Annotated in this window: 14 protein-coding genes; 8 read left to right on the top strand and 6 right to left on the bottom strand. The window is 70.3% G+C overall.

The genetic code is table 11. From position 1 onward, the window contains the following. The first annotated feature begins 170 nt into the window (after window positions 1–170). Window positions 171–3,056 carry an aminomethyl-transferring glycine dehydrogenase gene (gene gcvP, locus OP79_RS38230; protein ID WP_033327101.1) on the top strand — a complete coding sequence of 962 codons (2,886 nt, stop codon included), beginning with the start codon at window positions 171–173 and terminating at the stop codon, window positions 3,054–3,056. Window positions 3,057–3,167: 111 nt separating this feature from the next. Here gcvP and OP79_RS38225 read toward each other — a convergent pair whose 3' ends face one another. Together OP79_RS38225 and OP79_RS38220 are read right to left on the bottom strand one after the other, a co-directional pair. Next, window positions 3,168–3,374: a DUF5999 family protein gene (locus OP79_RS38225; protein WP_033327099.1), complete on the bottom strand. Its 207-nt coding sequence runs from the start codon at window positions 3,372–3,374 to the stop codon at window positions 3,168–3,170. Window positions 3,375–3,733: 359 nt separating this feature from the next. After that, the gene (locus tag OP79_RS38220; protein ID WP_033327097.1) at window positions 3,734–4,327 is read right to left on the bottom strand and encodes a hypothetical protein; all 594 of its coding nucleotides are present in this window, start codon (window positions 4,325–4,327) and stop codon (window positions 3,734–3,736) included. Window positions 4,328–4,985: 658 nt separating this feature from the next. Between OP79_RS38220 and OP79_RS38215 the strand changes: the two genes are divergently transcribed. Continuing rightward, entirely contained in the window at window positions 4,986–6,506 is a 1,521-nt protein-coding gene (locus tag OP79_RS38215) for a glutamate-cysteine ligase family protein (RefSeq protein ID WP_033327095.1), read from the top strand. Window positions 6,507–6,761: 255 nt separating this feature from the next. Then, window positions 6,762–7,562, top strand: a complete 801-nt coding sequence (locus OP79_RS38210) for a CPBP family intramembrane glutamic endopeptidase (protein ID WP_033327130.1) — start codon at window positions 6,762–6,764, stop codon at window positions 7,560–7,562. A 54-nt stretch (window positions 7,563–7,616) separates the two neighbouring features. Here OP79_RS38210 and OP79_RS38205 read toward each other — a convergent pair whose 3' ends face one another. Next, window positions 7,617–8,426, bottom strand: coding sequence for a PhzF family phenazine biosynthesis protein (locus OP79_RS38205; protein WP_033327093.1), 810 nt, complete (start codon window positions 8,424–8,426; stop codon window positions 7,617–7,619). A gap of 175 nt (window positions 8,427–8,601) precedes the next feature. Here OP79_RS38205 and OP79_RS52630 point away from each other — a divergent pair, with 175 nt between their 5' ends. After that, window positions 8,602–9,225 (top strand): PadR family transcriptional regulator, encoded by a 624-nt coding sequence (locus OP79_RS52630; RefSeq protein ID WP_078492267.1) that lies wholly within the window; start codon window positions 8,602–8,604, stop codon window positions 9,223–9,225. A 116-nt stretch (window positions 9,226–9,341) separates the two neighbouring features. Here OP79_RS52630 and OP79_RS38190 read toward each other — a convergent pair whose 3' ends face one another. After that, complete coding sequence (locus tag OP79_RS38190) at window positions 9,342–9,773, bottom strand: type II toxin-antitoxin system Rv0910 family toxin (RefSeq protein ID WP_033327087.1); 432 nt, start codon at window positions 9,771–9,773, stop codon at window positions 9,342–9,344. Between the two features lie 301 nt (window positions 9,774–10,074). Between OP79_RS38190 and OP79_RS38185 the strand changes: the two genes are divergently transcribed. From OP79_RS38185 to OP79_RS38175, 3 genes are all read left to right on the top strand, one after another. Further along, window positions 10,075–10,608 carry a Clp protease N-terminal domain-containing protein gene (locus OP79_RS38185; protein ID WP_033327085.1) on the top strand — a complete coding sequence of 178 codons (534 nt, stop codon included), beginning with the start codon at window positions 10,075–10,077 and terminating at the stop codon, window positions 10,606–10,608. 124 nt (window positions 10,609–10,732) lie between these two features. Then, window positions 10,733–11,743: an EamA family transporter gene (locus OP79_RS38180; RefSeq protein ID WP_033327083.1), complete on the top strand. Its 1,011-nt coding sequence runs from the start codon at window positions 10,733–10,735 to the stop codon at window positions 11,741–11,743. Window positions 11,744–11,950: 207 nt separating this feature from the next. After that, on the top strand, window positions 11,951–12,937 hold the full coding sequence (locus tag OP79_RS38175) for a DMT family transporter (protein WP_033327081.1): 987 nt from the start codon (window positions 11,951–11,953) through the stop codon (window positions 12,935–12,937). On the opposite strand, the gene OP79_RS38170 is transcribed toward OP79_RS38175, so the two are convergent. Next, the gene (locus OP79_RS38170) at window positions 12,919–13,593 is read right to left on the bottom strand and encodes a pyridoxamine 5'-phosphate oxidase family protein (RefSeq protein ID WP_033327078.1); all 675 of its coding nucleotides are present in this window, start codon (window positions 13,591–13,593) and stop codon (window positions 12,919–12,921) included. The genes OP79_RS38175 and OP79_RS38170 overlap by 19 nt on opposite strands. Before the next feature lie 100 nt (window positions 13,594–13,693). Between OP79_RS38170 and OP79_RS38165 the strand changes: the two genes are divergently transcribed. Then, complete coding sequence (locus OP79_RS38165) at window positions 13,694–15,025, top strand: aminotransferase class I/II-fold pyridoxal phosphate-dependent enzyme (protein WP_033327076.1); 1,332 nt, start codon at window positions 13,694–13,696, stop codon at window positions 15,023–15,025. A gap of 9 nt (window positions 15,026–15,034) precedes the next feature. Here the strand turns inward: OP79_RS38165 and OP79_RS38160 are convergent, their stop codons facing one another. Next, window positions 15,035–16,066: a DMT family transporter gene (locus OP79_RS38160; protein ID WP_033327074.1), complete on the bottom strand. Its 1,032-nt coding sequence runs from the start codon at window positions 16,064–16,066 to the stop codon at window positions 15,035–15,037. Window positions 16,067–16,088: the final 22 nt, after the last annotated feature.

The following is a 16,088-nucleotide window of genomic DNA, read 5'->3' as shown; positions in this document are numbered from 1 at the left end:
AAAGCAGAGCGGGTGTCGACGGCTTCCGCTCTCACCGACGGTGAAAGTCGGGACGCCGTACAACCGGCGGGCCGGTGAAGCTCTCAGGTTGAGATGACAGAGGGGGAGGCCGTCCGGGCACCGCTCCGTGGTGCCCTCGAAGGTCGTGTCAGACCAGGAGGCCTCCGTAAATGACCGCCCATCGCATTCCGCTTTCCGAGCTCGAACGGGGAATCCCCTTCGAGCAGCGCCATATCGGGCCCGACACCGAGGCCCGGGCCAAGATGCTCGCGCAGGTGGGATATGGCTCGCTCGAGGAGCTGACGGCCGCCGCGGTGCCGGATGTGATCAAGGATGCCGAGGCGCTCGCGCTGCCGGCCGCGCGCTCCGAGGCCGAGGTCCTCGCCGAACTGCGCTCCCTCGCAGACCGTAACGAGGTCCTCGACTCGATGATCGGGCTCGGTTACTACGGCACGTTCACGCCGCCGGTGATCCTGCGCAACGTCATGGAGAACCCGGCCTGGTACACCGCGTACACCCCGTACCAGCCGGAGATCTCGCAGGGCCGCCTGGAGGCGCTGCTGAACTTCCAGACCATGGTCGCCGACCTCACGGGTCTGCCGACGTCGGGTGCCTCGCTGCTCGACGAGGGCACCGCCGCTGCCGAGGCCATGGCGCTGTCGCGACGTGTGGGCAAGGTCAAGAACGGCGTCTTCCTCGTCGACGCCGACGTGCTGCCGCAGACTGTCGCCGTCATCGAGACGCGCGCCGAGCCGATCGGCGTCGAGGTCGTCGTTGCGGATCTCGGCGAGGGCATTCCGGCCGAGGTCGCCGAGCGCGGCGTGACCGGCGTGCTCCTCCAGTACCCAGGCGCCTCCGGTGCCGTACGGGACATCAAGCCCGTCATCGAGCAGGCGCACGGGCTGGGCGCGATCGTCACCGTCGCCGCCGATCTGCTGGCGTTGACGCTGCTTGCCTCGCCGGGCGAGCTCGGCGCCGACATCGCAGTCGGCACGACGCAGCGCTTCGGCGTACCGATGGGCTTCGGCGGGCCGCACGCCGGATACATGGCGGTGCGCGAGAAGTTCGCCCGCAACCTGCCGGGCCGTCTCGTCGGTGTCTCGCTGGACGCGGACGGCAACCAGGCGTACCGGCTCGCCCTGCAGACGCGGGAGCAGCACATCCGCCGGCAGAAGGCGACCAGCAACATCTGTACGGCTCAGGTGCTGCTCGCCGTGATGGCCGGGATGTACGCCGTCTACCACGGCCCGCAGGGCCTCAGGTCGATCGCGCAGCGCACCCACCGGTACGCCACGATCCTCGCCACCGGTCTGAAGGCGGGCGGAGTCGAGGTCGTGAACGAGGCGTACTTCGACACACTCACCGTCCGTGTGCCGGGCAGGGCCGCCGAGATCGTCGCGGCCGCGCGCGAGGGCGGGGTCAACCTGCGTCTCGTCGACGCCGACCAGCTGTCCATCGCCTGCGACGAGACCACCACGCGGACCCAACTGGGTGCCGTCTGGACCGCGTTCGGCGTCGAGGGTGACGTCGAGGCGCTGGACGCCTCCGCCGCGGACACGCTGCCCGCCGCGCTGCTGCGCACCGACGAGTACCTCACGCACCCGGTGTTCCACCAGCACCGCTCCGAGACCGCGATGCTGCGCTATCTGCGGCGCCTCGCCGACCGTGACTACGCGCTCGACCGCGGCATGATCCCGCTCGGCTCCTGCACCATGAAGCTCAACGGCACCACCGAGATGGAGCCGGTCACCTGGCCCGAGTTCGGGCAGCTGCACCCCTTCGCGCCCGCCGAGCAGGCGCAGGGCTACCTCACGCTCATCCGTGAGCTGGAGGAGCAGCTCGCCGAGGTCACCGGCTACGACAAGGTGTCGCTCCAGCCCAACGCCGGTTCACAGGGCGAGCTGGCCGGCCTGCTCGCCGTACGCGGCTACCACCGCGCGAACGGCGACGAGCAGCGCACCGTCTGCCTCATCCCGTCCTCCGCGCACGGCACGAACGCGGCGAGCGCCGTCATGGCCGGCATGAAGGTCGTCGTCGTGAACACCGCCGAGGACGGCGAGATCGACGTCGAGGACCTGCGCGCCAAGATCGAGCAGCACCGTGACGAGCTGGCGGTGCTGATGATCACGTACCCCTCGACGCACGGCGTCTTCGAGGAGCACGTCGCCGACATCTGCGCTCAGGTGCATGACGCGGGCGGTCAGGTGTACGTGGACGGCGCCAACCTGAACGCGCTGGTGGGCCTCGCCAAGCCGGGCCGCTTCGGCGGTGACGTCTCGCACCTCAACCTGCACAAGACGTTCTGCATCCCGCACGGCGGCGGCGGTCCGGGCGTCGGCCCGGTCGGTGTACGCGCGCATCTGGCGCCGTATCTGCCGAACCACCCCCTGCAGCCCGCCGCAGGCCCGGAGACGGGTGTCGGCCCGATCTCGGCCGCTCCCTGGGGCTCGGCCGGGATCCTGCCGATCTCCTGGGCGTACGTACGCCTCATGGGCGGGGAGGGGCTCAAGCAGGCCACGCAGGTCGCCGTGCTGAGCGCGAACTACGTGGCCAAGCGGCTGGAGCCGCACTACCCCGTGCTCTACACCGGCCCCGGAGGGCTGGTGGCGCACGAGTGCATCATCGATCTGCGGCCGCTCACCAAGGCGACCGGCGTGAGCGTCGACGACATCGCCAAGCGACTGATCGACTATGGGTTCCACGCGCCGACGATGTCCTTCCCGGTGGCCGGGACACTGATGATCGAGCCGACCGAGAGCGAGGATCTGGCCGAGCTCGACCGGTTCTGCGAGGCGATGATCGCCATTCGTGCGGAGATCGAGAAGGTCGGCTCGGGCGAGTGGCCGGCGGACGACAACCCGCTGCGGAACGCTCCGCACACGGCGGCCGTGCTCGGCGGTGCGTGGGAGCACGCGTACAGCCGTGAGGAGGCCGTCTTCCCGGCAGGGGTGTCGGCCGCGGACAAGTACTGGCCGCCGGTGCGGCGGATCGACCAGGCGTACGGCGACCGGAACCTGGTCTGCGCCTGCCCGCCGATGGACGTTTACGACGAGTAGCCGCGTCATCGCGTCCGGACATACGTCGGGGCCGGTTCCGGGATCTCCCGGGGCCGGCCCCTCATATGTCCGAGCAGCGTGCCTGGCGTCGCCGGTGATGCGCCGCGCGGCTCAGGCGGCGGTCACCACCTGCGCGCTGATCATCGGTCGGTGCGGGTCGATGATCCGGCCGTCCGGCAGGAGCTCACCGGTGTCCTCGAAAAGCAGGACGCCGTTGCACAGCAGGCTCCATCCCTGCTCCGGGTGGTGCGCCACGAGGTGCGCTGCTTCCCGGTCGGCGGAGTCGGCTGTCGGACACGGTGGCTGGTGCTGGCACATTGGTGGGATCTTTCGCTGGGTAGTCTGGGTAGTGAGGTCGGTGATCGTCTTGTTGTCTGTGCTGCGGCTCGATGTGGTGTTCATGGCCGCCCCCCGTTTGTCAGTCGGTACGGAACCCAGTGTTGCCGTATAAACGTCAATCCGCAGGGATTTCACGGTGGCGCTTCTCACAGGTTGATGACGCACCACCCGTGCGGATGGTTCATTCCAACCGGGCCGTCCGTTCGGGTGGTTCCAGGGGGTCGGATAGGGCTAGTCCGAACGGGCCGGGCGTGCGCTGTGTCCGCGCCGCGTCACTGTGTGCAGCACTGTGCCCCGCGGCCGGAGTGGGGCTGCGGGGCACGAAAGCCGAGGTGTGCTCAGGCGGGTGAGCCGAGCAGCGGGGGAGTGGCGGCGGGGGTGAGCCGGTTGGTCAGGACGGGCAGCAGTTCGGCCACGCGGCGAGGGCGGTGCGAGGCGATGCCGGGCGGCGCCGGCGCCAGGGGCACCAGGAGATCGGTGGCGGCGGGATGACCTTCGGCACCGTCGGCCGTGCAGTCGCCGTGCAGCCAGAGCGTGAGCATGTAGAGCTCGGGTACGGAGAGCAGGCGGGCCTGGTACGACTGCGTCATGGCCTCCGCCTGGCGCAGCGCGCGCTCGGTGGCGGAGACGTACGGACCCTCGAAGAAGTGGGAGAAGGCCCAGCCGTCGGGGGTCAGCCTGGTCTCGGCAGCCGCTACGGCGGACCCACCGCAGCGGATGAGGAAGCGCCACCCCGCGAGACGGGTGGCCGAGGCGCCCGCCGGGGTGATCCGGTCGAGCACGTGGACGGGCAGCGGGAGGTCGGGTGTCGCGGGGCCCTGGGCGTTGCGCAGGGACGGGGTGGGCGCCTCGCGGACGGCGGTGGGAGAACCGAGGGCCGTGAGGACGGTACGTACAGCGGGCGCGGGAGCCGGAGGGACATGCAGCGGCATGGTGGGTCGCCTCTCATTCGACAGGCACAGGTGGCGCGAGGGCGGGGGCGGACGACGCTGTCAGCACTCGGGGCAGAGGGGCGGGGGCCCGGCCTGTGGGTCACCGTGCTGCCTGTCGCGCGGCGTCTGGCGCGTACGCTCGCATCGAGGATCTGCTGTCGCTTTGCGATCGCACGCATCAGACGCCGCGCGGCTCACCTTCCGGCGAATGACGTCACTGTGACGACAGGGCCAACGACCGCGAGCGCCGACTCTCTGCCTCGTTCGCGAAGTTTATACGACCCGTGTTCGGACAGTGTTTCGTCTAGCCGTTGCGCGGATTAAGGGCAAGGCACCATTCAGCCGTCGATAAGTGCCTTTGATCCCGATTCTCCAGAGGTGCCCGGCGACGACCTCGGCATTCGTCACCGAAACGGTCGGCCGAAAGTCGTCGGCGTTTTTCACGAGACCGCAACTCGGTAGAGACGAAGTCACTGCTCGGCGAAAAACCGTGCATTGCCTCATGCCGCGTGAATGTGCCCGGACGGCCTGCGTTCAGAGTAGCGCGCGACAGGCCTGTCCAGGACGTTATCGATCGCATTGCCTGGGCATCATCCCCCGTGACCCGGGACGTCAGCGGCCGGTTCGTCGGGCTGCCCAGTCGAGGAAGGACGCTTCGATGGGGGAGAAGGTCGAGGCAGCGTCGTTCGGCCTGTCCGATCGCCAGCGCTACCGCGGCAAGCTCCGGCAGTGTCTGGCGGGGCTGGCGCGGCTGTTGGCGGAGGAGCGGTTCGACCGCCCGAAGAATCTCATGGGCCTGGAGATCGAGCTCAATCTCGCGGGCCCGGACGGCATGCCGCGCATGATGAACGCTCAAGTACTTGAACGTATCGCCAGCCGTGATTTCCAAACAGAACTCGCCATGTTCAATCTGGAAGTCAACATTGCCCCACATCGATTGGGAGGCCGGGTATTCGACCGCCTCGCCGAGGAGCTGCGGACCTCACTCGCATATGCCCATCGCAAAGCGAACGAGGTCGACGCGGGCATCGTGATGATCGGCATTCTGCCCACGCTCGCACGCGACGACCTGGTCTCCGCGAACCTCTCCGACGTGGACCGCTACACCCTGCTCAACGACCAGATCGTGGCGGCCCGCGGCGAGGACTTCACACTCGACATCGACGGCGTCGAGCGGCTCAGCTGCACTTCCGCGTCCATCGCGCCCGAAGCCGCCTGCACCTCCGTGCAGCTGCACCTGCAGGTCACGCCCGGCCGTTTCGCCGACGTGTGGAACGCTGCGCAGGCTATCGCCGCCGTACAGGTCGCGGTCGGCGCCAACTCCCCGTTCCTGTTCGGCCGTGAACTGTGGCGCGAGTCCCGGCCGCCGCTGTTCCTGCAGTCCACCGACACCCGTCCGCCCGAGTTGCAGGCCCAGGGCGTCCGTCCGCGCACCTGGTTCGGGGAGCGGTGGATCTCGTCGGCGTACGACCTCTTCGAGGAGAATCTGCGCTACTTCCCGGCGCTGCTACCGATCTGCGACGAGGAGGATCCGCAGCGGGTCCTGGACGACGGCGGGATACCCCGGCTCGGCGAACTCGTGCTGCACAACGGCACCATCTACCGCTGGAACCGCCCGGTGTACGGCATCGACGACGGCGTCCCGCATCTGCGCGTCGAGAACCGTGTACTGCCCGCCGGTCCCACCGTCACCGACGTCATCGCCAACACGGCCTTCTACTACGGGCTCATACGCGCCCTCGCCGAGGACGCCCGGCCCGTGTGGACGCGGCTGCCCTTCGAGGCCGCCGCCGCCAACTTCGACCACGCGTGCCGGTACGGCATCGACGCACACCTTCAGTGGCCGCGGCGCGGCCGGTACGGCGGGACGACGCGGGTGCCCGCGGTGCAGCTGGTGCGGGACGAGCTGCTGCCGCTCGCGGAGGCGGGCCTGGACGCGTGGGGCGTCGAGCCGGCCGACCGGGACCTCTACCTCGGTGTGATCGAGGAGCGGTGCAGGCGGCGGATGAACGGGGCGGCCTGGCAGTCCAGTACGTTCCACCGGGCGCTGGAGACCGGCATGGGCCGGGAGGCGGCGCTGGCCGCCACGACGAAACGTTATTGCGAGCTGATGCACCTCGGTGAGCCGGTGCACACCTGGCCGGTGGGGCTGCCGGAGCCGGCGATCCCGCTGGTGTGAGCTCGCGACCCCGCTGCCTTCGCGATCTGGTCGGCCTCGATCCTCGATGATCCTCGATCGCCGCCACGGTGCCCCCGACGACGGCGAGAACAAGCGCCGCCGTTCGCGCGGAAGGGGGTCGGCTGTCCTGCTCCCGTGCTGGTCGGGCAAGCTGTGACGTCCCATGCGGTGGTGCCCTCCCCCTGCTTGATCCGTGAGCCGTACGGTGCGGGGCTGGGATGGGGACGAGACGGGATGACACAACTGGAGGCACGTGTGCAGTCGGAGGCGGGGTCGGTGGCCGATTCTTATCCGGTGGAGCGGCCGGCGCGGCGAGTTTTTCGCGATGAGATGCTGCTTGTGCTGGGGGTGTCGCTCGGTGCGAGCGGAGTTTCCGCGCTGATCAGCTTTGTCGGATCGGTGACGAAACCCGGGGGACTGAAGGATCAGGCGGCCAACCTGAACGCCTCGGCAGCGCCCGGGCGGCCATGGCTCGATCTGACCTGGCAGTTGTTCGGAATCACCTCGGCGTTGGTGCCGGTCCTGCTCGTCGCGCACCTTCTGCTCCGCGAGGGGGCAGGGATGCGCACCATCGGCTTCGACCGGAGCCGTCCGTGGCCGGATCTGGGCCGTGGTGCGGCGATCGCGGCGGTGATCGGCAGTACCGGGATCGCCTTCTACTTGGCGACCCGCAGCCTCGGCTTCAACCTCACCGTCGTCCCGGAATCGCTGCCCGATGTGTGGTGGAAGTATCCGGTGCTGATCCTCTCCGCGGTGCAGAACTCCGTCCTGGAAGAGGTGATCGTCGTCGGGTATCTGCTGCGCCGGCTCGACCAGTTGGGGTGGACGCCGGGCACCGCGCTGATGGCCAGCTCCGTGCTGCGCGGCTCGTACCACCTCTACCAGGGCATCGGCGGGTTCGTTGGGAACATGGTCATGGGCGTCGTCTTCGTCTACCTGTACCGCCGCTGGGGCCGTGTCGGACCGCTGGTGGTCGCCCACTCCCTGCTCGACATCGGGGCGTTTGTGGGGTACGCGCTTCTGGCGGGCAAGGTGGGGTGGCTGCCCACCGCGTGAACGCTACGGATCTGGAAGGGGCGTACGGGATGTCGTACGCCCCTTCCGTGCTGTTCACGCGTGGAGTTCGCCCTCGATGACGGTGACCGCGCGGCCTGTGAGCAGGGTGCGGTCGCCGCGGAGGTGGGTGTGGACCAGGCCTGAGCGGGGGGAGGCCTGGAGGCCGGTGAGGTCGGGGCGGCCGAGACGTTCGGACCAGTAGGGGGCGAGCGCGGTGTGGGCGCTGCCGGTGACCGGGTCCTCGTCGATGCCCATCTTCGGGAAGAAGCAGCGCGAGACGAAGTCATAGCCCTGTGAGGGGTCTTCGGCGCGGGCCGTGGCGATGATGCCGCGCTCGGAGTACCGGGAGAGGGCCTTGTGGTCGGGGGCGAGGCCCCGGACGGTCTTCTCGTCGGTGAGTTCGATGAGCAGGTCGCCGACGCTCGGGCCGGTGTCGTGCGTGGTCAGCGGCTCGGCGCCCAGAGCCTCGGCCACGCCCGCCGGGACCTCGACCTGGGTGAGCCGGGCGGTCGGGAAGTCCAGGGTGATGGAGCCGTCGTCGTTCGTGGTGGCGGTCAGTACGCCGCTCCTGGTGGCGAACCGTACGAGCCCCCGGGCGGCGTCCGTGGTGGCCAGTACGTGCGCGGTGGCGAGCGTCGCGTGGCCGCACATGGCGACCTCGGTGACGGGCGTGAACCAGCGCAGCGCCCAGTCGGCCTCGCCGCCCGCGGGGAGGGGGTGGGCGAACGCCGTCTCCGCGTGATTGACCTCCAGGGCCACGTTCTGGAGCCAGGCGTCCTCGGGGAAGGCGTCGAGGAGGAGGACCCCGGCCGGGTTGCCGGCGAAGGGGCGGTCGGTGAAGGCGTCGACGATTCGAATCCGCATGGAGCTGACGCTAGGGCTGGATCGAAGCCGCAGGCCAAGGCCAATTCGGAGTGGGTGGACCGGGAGCGGGCTGTTTCGGGTCGGGGTGCGCGCGTGGGAGGGGCTTGCCAGGCGAGCTATTCCGATATATCGTTGACGCATCGCGACCGATCAACGATGGAATGGAGTGATTGCGATGCGTTCCCATGGAGAGGAATTCGGACCGGGCTTTGGGCCTGGTCCTGGACATGGACACGGTGGACCCGGCCCGCATGGCCGGGGAGGCTTCGAAGGGCGCCGTGCCGCCTTCGGTCCCTTCGGGCCGGGCTTCGGTCCGGGACCCTGGGGTGGCCGTGGCGGACGGGGCGGTCCGCGGGGCAGGGCGCGGCGCGGCGACGTGCGCGCGTCGATCCTGGCTCTGCTGAAGGACCGGCCCATGCACGGCTACGAGATGATCCAGGAGATCGCCGAGCGCAGCGGTGGGGCGTGGAAGCCCAGCCCCGGCTCGGTGTACCCCACCCTCCAACTGCTGGAGGACGAAGGTCTGATCACCAGCGCGACCGAGGGCGGCAAGAAGCTGTTCTCGCTCACCGAGTCGGGCCGCACCGCGGCCGACGAGGGTCCCGAAGCGCCCTGGGAAGAGGCCGGGCGCGGGGTCGACTGGGAGGCGCTGAGCGACATCCGGCAGGCCGGTTTCGGTCTGATGGAGGCGTTCGGCCAGGTCTGGAAGACCGGCAGCAAGGAGCAGCGCGAGAAGGCGCTGTCCGTCATCAACGACGCTCGGAAGAAGCTGTATCTGATCCTCGCCGACGAGGACTGACGGGGTGAGGGCCGGTGTTCACGGTCCGACGGCCCGTACAGGGGGGTACTTCGACAGCGAAGTGCCCCCCTTCGGCATGGGGTGGCCGGCTCTGTGGCGACTTGGTCCTCGGTGTTCTAGGTCACCAACCCGCCCAGTTTGCGCAGCGATTCGTTGAGGGCCCCCGTTGCCGAGTCCTTGAGCTTGCCCGCCATCAGCGAGACGGCGGCGCCCGTGAACTCCCCGTCGATACGGACCTTGGTGGCGGACTCGCCCTCCGGGGTGAGTGTGTAGCGCGTGGCGACGGTCACGGACATCGGTCCCTTGCCGCGGATCGCCAGCGTACGGGCGGGCTCCAACTGCTCGATGGTCCAGTCGACTTCAGCGGGAAAACCCATCAGCTTCATGTGCTCCTCGAAGGTGCCGCCGACTTCGAGGGTCTCGGGGCCGCCCTTGGGGAAGCTGGTGTGCGTGGAGTTCCACTCCCCGTAGGAGGAGAAGTCCGTGAGCTGCGCCCAGACCTTCTCGGCCGGCGCCTCGATCCGTGCTTCCGCGCTGACTTCGGCCATGCGACCACCCCTTCGTGTCAGGCGCTGCGCCGGGCGCAGCTACGGTGTCGCGGAACGTAGCCGCAGGGCCCGCAACATTCAATACTGATGAACCGTCAGAAAGTTAGGACCCGTGGACGTGCGCCGGAGCAGGGGGTCGCGCGTGGGGCGCGAGGCAAGGCGGCGCGCGCTCCGTCAGGGACAAGGGCGTGATGTCATCCGTAAGGAGGAGAATCCGCCTACGCCTGCCCAACTTGTGTCGGACGCGAAAATGCTTCCCGCCGAGGATGACTCGGCTCGAAGGGGCTGATGGGGTAAGGGTGTGCAACCCCGTATTCCCCGGCAGCAGGCCGCCGATCATGGCCTGAAGCGTATGGACATCGAGGCCGGGCTCAGTGAGGAGCTGGCGGCGGTGGTCGCCGGTGCGCGCAGAAGGGCGCTGCGGGACGGAGACCGGCAGATCGACACGGCTCATCTGCTGCATACGCTCCTGGAGTCCGACTCCGAGGCGCGCGCCGTCTTCGACGGTGGCCCTCAGATCCCGCGCCTGCTCGGCTATCTCGTACAGCGCAGCATCGGCTACGGCCTGCGCTGGCAGAGCGGCGTGGAGGACTCCGGTGCCGTGCCGACCGTACGGGAGGACGGCTGGTCCCCGGTGGCGGCCGGCGCCATGGGGTACGCGTGCGCGCTCGCCGCGCGGCGAGGCGGCGAACCGGCGGACGGCATCGATCTGCTCGCGGCCATCGTCGCGGATCCCGAGTCCCGGGCCGTGGAGGTGCTGGAGCGGGCGGGAGTCGACGTGACGACGCTACGGGCCCGTCTCGACGCCGCGGTGGAGCCCGGCGTCGAAGCCTGAGGGGCGACGAACGCTCCAGGGTTGTGCCGCGGGCGGTTTCCAGGGATACGTCCGCAGTCGTGTGCGTCCAGCCGTCGAGACAGGTGTCATTGAGGGTGACGCTCCTGTCGTCGCCTGTCATCATGTGCCGGTGCGTACGTCTGAGAGCAGTCAGAGGAACCAGGGAAGAGGCGTCGGTCTGGGCCTCGCGCTCGTGTCAGCGGTCGCCTTCGGGGGATCCGGTGTCGCGGCCAAGCCCTTGATCGACGCGGGCCTCGACCCGCTCCACGTGGTGTGGCTGCGCGTCGCGGGCGCCGCCGTGGTGATGCTGCCGCTCGCCGTCCGCCACCGGGGGCTGCTGCGCGAGCGCCCCGCGCTGCTCGCCGGGTTCGGGCTGCTGGCCGTGGCCGGCGTCCAGGCCTGCTACTTCGCCGCGATCTCCCGAATCCCCGTCGGGGTCGCACTGCTCGTCGAGTACCTCGCACCGGCGCTGGTCCTCGGCTGGGTGCGGTTCGTGCAGCGGCGGCCGGTGACGCGAGCCGCCGCGCTCGGCGTCGTACTCGCCGTCGGCGGGCTCGCCTGTGTCGTCGAGGTGTGGTCGGGGCTGAGCTTCGACCTTCTCGGACTGCTGCTCGCGCTCGGCGCGGCCTGCTGCCAGGTCGGCTACTTCGTCCTGTCCGACCAGGGTGGCGACGCGGGCGACCAGGCCCCTGACCCGCTCGGCGTCATCGCGTACGGCCTGCTCGTCGGAGCGATCGTGCTGACGCTCGTCGCACGCCCCTGGGGCATGGACTGGTCGGTCCTCGGCGGCGGCGCGAACATGAACGGCACGACGGTCGCCGCCGGATACCTGCTGGTCTGGATCGTGCTCGTCGCCACCGTCCTCGCGTACGTCACCGGTGTGCTGGCCGTGCGTCGGCTCTCCCCGCAGGTCGCGGGCGTCGTGGCCTGCCTGGAAGCAGTCATCGCGACCGTCCTCGCATGGATCCTGCTCGGGGAACACCTGTCGGCGCCGCAGCTCGTGGGCGGCGCGGTGGTGCTGCTCGGCGCGTTCATCGCTCAGTCGTCGACGCCCGCCAAGGGCTCGGACGGGCCGGTGACCAGTGGCGGGGGCGACGCCGAAAAGGAGTTGTCGGCGCGGGGCAGGGCCACCTAGGCTGCCGATCATGCATTCGGACGCACTCGTTCTTCCTCCTCCCGCCGCCTGAGGCGGGCCCTCCGGAATCCACGCCCGACCGCCGGCCGGGCGGAACGGTGCTGCCCGCAGACGAAGTCCGAGGACCTTCCACGCGCCGCTGTGCTGTGCGCTGTGTTCCGCGCGTGACGTGGTCCTTTCCGAACTGCGTATCTGCGGAGAGAACACGTGTCGAATGCTGCTTCCGGCCTGCCCATCGGGCGAGGCCTCCTCTATCTGACCGTCGCCGGTGCCGCCTGGGGCACCGCGGGCGCGGCCGCCTCGCTCGTCTACCGGGCGAGCGACATGGGTCCCATCGCCCTGTCGTTCTGGCGCTGTGCGGGCGGGCTCCTTCTGCTCCTCGCCGCCCGGCTGCTGCGGCCCCGGCCGCGTCGCACCGCACGGCCGCGCCTTCGTGCTCGTACGACCCTGCTGCGGACCGGGATCACCGGGCTCGGTCTCGCCGTCTTCCAGACCGCGTACTTCGCCGCCGTCGAGGCGACCGGACTCGCCGTGGCCACCGTCGTCACCCTCGGCGCCGGGCCCGTGCTCATCGCGCTCGGGGCGCGGCTGACCATGGGCGAGCGGCTCGGGCGGGGCGGCACCGCCGCCGTCATCGGTGCGCTCGCCGGGCTCGCGGTGCTGGTGCTGGGCGGCGAGGGTGCGACGGTGCGGCCCTGGGGTGTGGCGCTCGCGCTCGTGTCCGCCGCCGGGTACTCCGTGATGACGCTGCTGACCCGGTGGTGGGGGCGCGACGGCGGGGCCGACGCGTCCTCCACCACCGTGGGCGCGTTCGCCGTCACGACACTGTGCCTGCTGCCCTTCGGCCTGACCGAGGGACTGGTGCCGCGCACCGACGAACTTGCCCTGGTTCTAGCCCTGTTGGCGTATGTCGCCGCCATCCCGACCGCCCTCGCATACGCCCTGTACTTCGCGGGGGCCGCCGTCGTCCGCTCGGCCACCGTCTCCGTGATCATGCTCCTGGAGCCGGTGAGCGCGGCGGTACTGGCCGTGGGGCTGCTCGGCGAGCGGCTCACCGCGGCGACGCTCGTGGGTACGTTGCTGATGCTCGGCTCGGTCGCGGGGCTCGCGGTCGCGGAGGCGCGAGACGGCGCGGAGCGCACGCGGGAGGTGCCCGAGACGCCTGAGGAGGAGCCTCAGAGCGTCGTCAGGTAGTCGGGCAGTTCGACGCCCGGGGCCAGGTCGTCGGCCGGGACCGGGGTGCCGTATCCCTTGTGGAGCGGCACCACTCCGGTCCAGTGCGGCAGGTCCAGGTCCTCGGGCTCGTCGTTGGGGCCGCCCGTGCGGAGCTTGGCGGAGACCTCGCCCAGGTCGAGTCGGAGTACGGCGGTGGCGGCCAGCTCCTTGTCGTTGGCGGGCCGGGAGTCCTGCGAGCGGCCCGGGACCACCTGGTCCACGAGGGCGTCGAGGGCCGCTCGCTTCTCGTCGGGGTCCGTCACCTGGTGGGCGATGCCGTGCACCACCACGGAGCGGTAGTTGAGCGAGTGGTGGAAGGCCGAGCGGGCCAGCACCAGACCGTCGACGTGCGTGACGGTGAGGCAGACCGGGAGCCCCGGCTCGGCCTGTCCGGCCATCCGTAGCGGACGCGAACCCGTCGAGCCGTGCACATACAGGCGCTCACCGACCCGGCCGTACAGCGTGGGCAGCACGACCGGTGCTCCCTCGCGGACGAAGCCCAGATGGCAGACGTACCCCTCGTCGAGTATCGAGTGCACCGTCTCTTGGTCGTACGCGGCACGCTTGCGGGAGCGGGTGGGGATGGTGCGGTCGCTCGGGGTGTAGGCGGCGGGCCGCGGGGCCGTCTGCGTCATCGGGGTCTCCAGCTCTCCGTGTTGTTCCGTGTGCTCGGTCGCTTGCGTGCTCGGCGTGCACGCTTGCCTGAATGTATTGCACTAGTGCATACTGTGCTTTGTGCTAGGAGAGTATCGGATCGAAGGAAGACGCGCAGCCGAGATTGCGGCCAGCGTCGAGCGCGCGGTGGGCGCGGGAGGCCTTGAGCCCGGTCAACTGCTGCCTCCCATGCGGGAGTTGGCGGCCGATCTCGGCGTGAATCCCAATACCGTCGCGGCCGCGTACCGCACGCTGCGGGAGCGTGGGGTCATCGAGACCGCGGGCCGGCGCGGCAGCCGCGTACGCCCCAAGCCGGTCACGACGGCGCGAGAGCTCTCGCGCCTGGAGGTGCCGCCCGGGGTACGGAACCTGTCCGACGGGAACCCGGATCCGGCCCTGCTGCCCGCCCTCGCCGAAGCGTTCGCGGCGGCAGCGGCCCACTCGGACCGCGAGCCGATGCTCTACGGAGAGGCCGCCGTGGAACCGGAGTTGGCGCGGCTCGTCCGTGCGGACCTGGACGCGGACGGAGTGCCGGACGGGCCCGTCACCGTCACCTCCGGAGCGCTCGACGCCATCGAGCGCGTGCTGGCCGCCCACCTCAGGCCCGGGGACGCGGTCGCCGTTGAGGACCCCGGCTGGCGCAGTGTCCTCGACCTGGCCCCGGCGCTCGGGCTGCGTACGCTCCCGGTCGGCGTCGACGACGAAGGGCCGCTACCCGACGACGTACGGAGCGCGCTGCGCTCGGGTGCCCGTGCGCTGATCGTCACCGACCGCGCGCAGAACCCGACCGGTGCCGCCGTGAGCGCCACGCGCGCGCGTGCGCTGCGTTCCGTGATCGAGGAGCACCCTCAGACCCTGCTCATCGAGGACGACCACGGCCATCGCATCGTCGACCTGCCCCTGTACCCGCTGGCCGGAGTCACCCACCACTGGGCCTTCGTGCGCTCGGCCGCCAAGGCGTACGGCCCCGACCTGCGGCTCGCCGTGTTCACCGGCGACCGGATCACCACCGACCGCGTCCAGGGGCGGCAGCGGCTGGGTCCGGGGTGGGTGAGTCATCTGCTGCAACGGGCCGTCGTGCGGCTGTGGGAGAGCGGTGCGGTGGATGTGCGGGCGGTGGCGGCGGCGTACGGGCGCCGGCGGGACGCGCTGATCGCCGCGCTCGCGGAGCGCGGCATCGAGGCGTACGGGCGCAGCGGGATGAACGTATGGGTGCCTGTGCCGGACGAGACCGGCGCCGTCGCACGGCTGCTGCACTCCGGCTGGGCTGTCGCGCCGGGCGCGGGCTTCCGGGTGAGCTCGCCGCCCGGCCTGCGGATCACCGTCTCGACGCTCGCCGCGCACGACATCGGGCCGCTGGCGGACGCGGTAGCCTCCGTCATCGACCCGGCGCCCGCGCGCCGTTACGCCTGAATTCGCCCCCTACGCTTGCGACTTGGGCCTGGACTGCGTGAGTGCCGCGCCCGCCAGCACGATGGCCGCGCCCACCGGTGTCGACCAGGTCAGCGACTCGCCGAGGATCGCGACGCCCGCCGCGGTGGCGATGACCGGGATGAAGTACGTGACCATCTGGGCCGTCGTCGGGCCGACCTCGGCGACCAGGCCGTACTGGACGAGCATGGCGACGCCCGTGCCCAGCGCGCCGAGTGCGACGATCGCGAGCAGGGGCAGGACCGCGAACCGGTCCGGCAAGGTGGTGAACAGTGGCGTGACCACGGCCAACTGGGCTGTCGCCAGCAGCAGTTGGGCGCCAGTAAGCGAGAGGTTCGAGTGGCTGGAGCCGGCCAGTGTGCGTCGGAGGTAGATCCAGCCGATCGGGTAGCTGAGCGAGGCCAGCAGGGCCAGCGCCGTGCCCGTGGCGTCGAGACCGTGGAAGCCCTGCCAGGCACCGAGCACCGTGAGCACGCCGAGGAAGCCGATGCCGAGGCCGGCGACCCGGCGGCGGGTGGGCCGGTCCTCGGAGAGGGCGACCAGCGACAGGGCCATGCCCCACAGGGGTGAGGTCGCGTTGCATATCCCCGCGAGCGTGGACGGGATCGTCAGCTCGGCGTACGCGAACAGGGAGAAGGGGAGGGCGTTGAGGAAGAACGCCACGACTGCCAGATGCGCCCAGGTCCGCGTCCGGCGCGGCAGCCGCTCCCGCTTCCAGGCCAGCGCGGTCGCGAGCACCAGGGTGCCGAACACCAGTCGCCCCAGCGTCACTTGGAAGGGCGCGTACCCTTCCGTGCCGACCTTGATCAGCAGGAAGCTGAAGCCCCAGATGAGGGAGAGGATGCCGAAGCGGATGCGCCAGTCGAGGGCTCGGCGGGGCTTCGGCGCGGCGGTGTCGGGTTGAGTCGTGGGGGTGCGGATGCGGATGCGGGTGCTGGTGGGAGTGCGGGTTCGGGGGTGGTGGCGGCTTGGGGTGGCGGCGCTCATGTCGACCACGATGGCCTGGGCGATCTCGTAGTACAAGCGAGATTTCTTGTCCGGTATC

The sequence above is a fragment of the Streptomyces yerevanensis genome, assembly GCF_000716805.1.
GTDB classification, from domain to species: domain Bacteria; phylum Actinomycetota; class Actinomycetes; order Streptomycetales; family Streptomycetaceae; genus Streptomyces; species Streptomyces flaveus.
The sequence above is the reverse complement of the archived record's forward strand: the minus strand, read 5'-3'. Positions and strand labels throughout refer to the sequence as shown.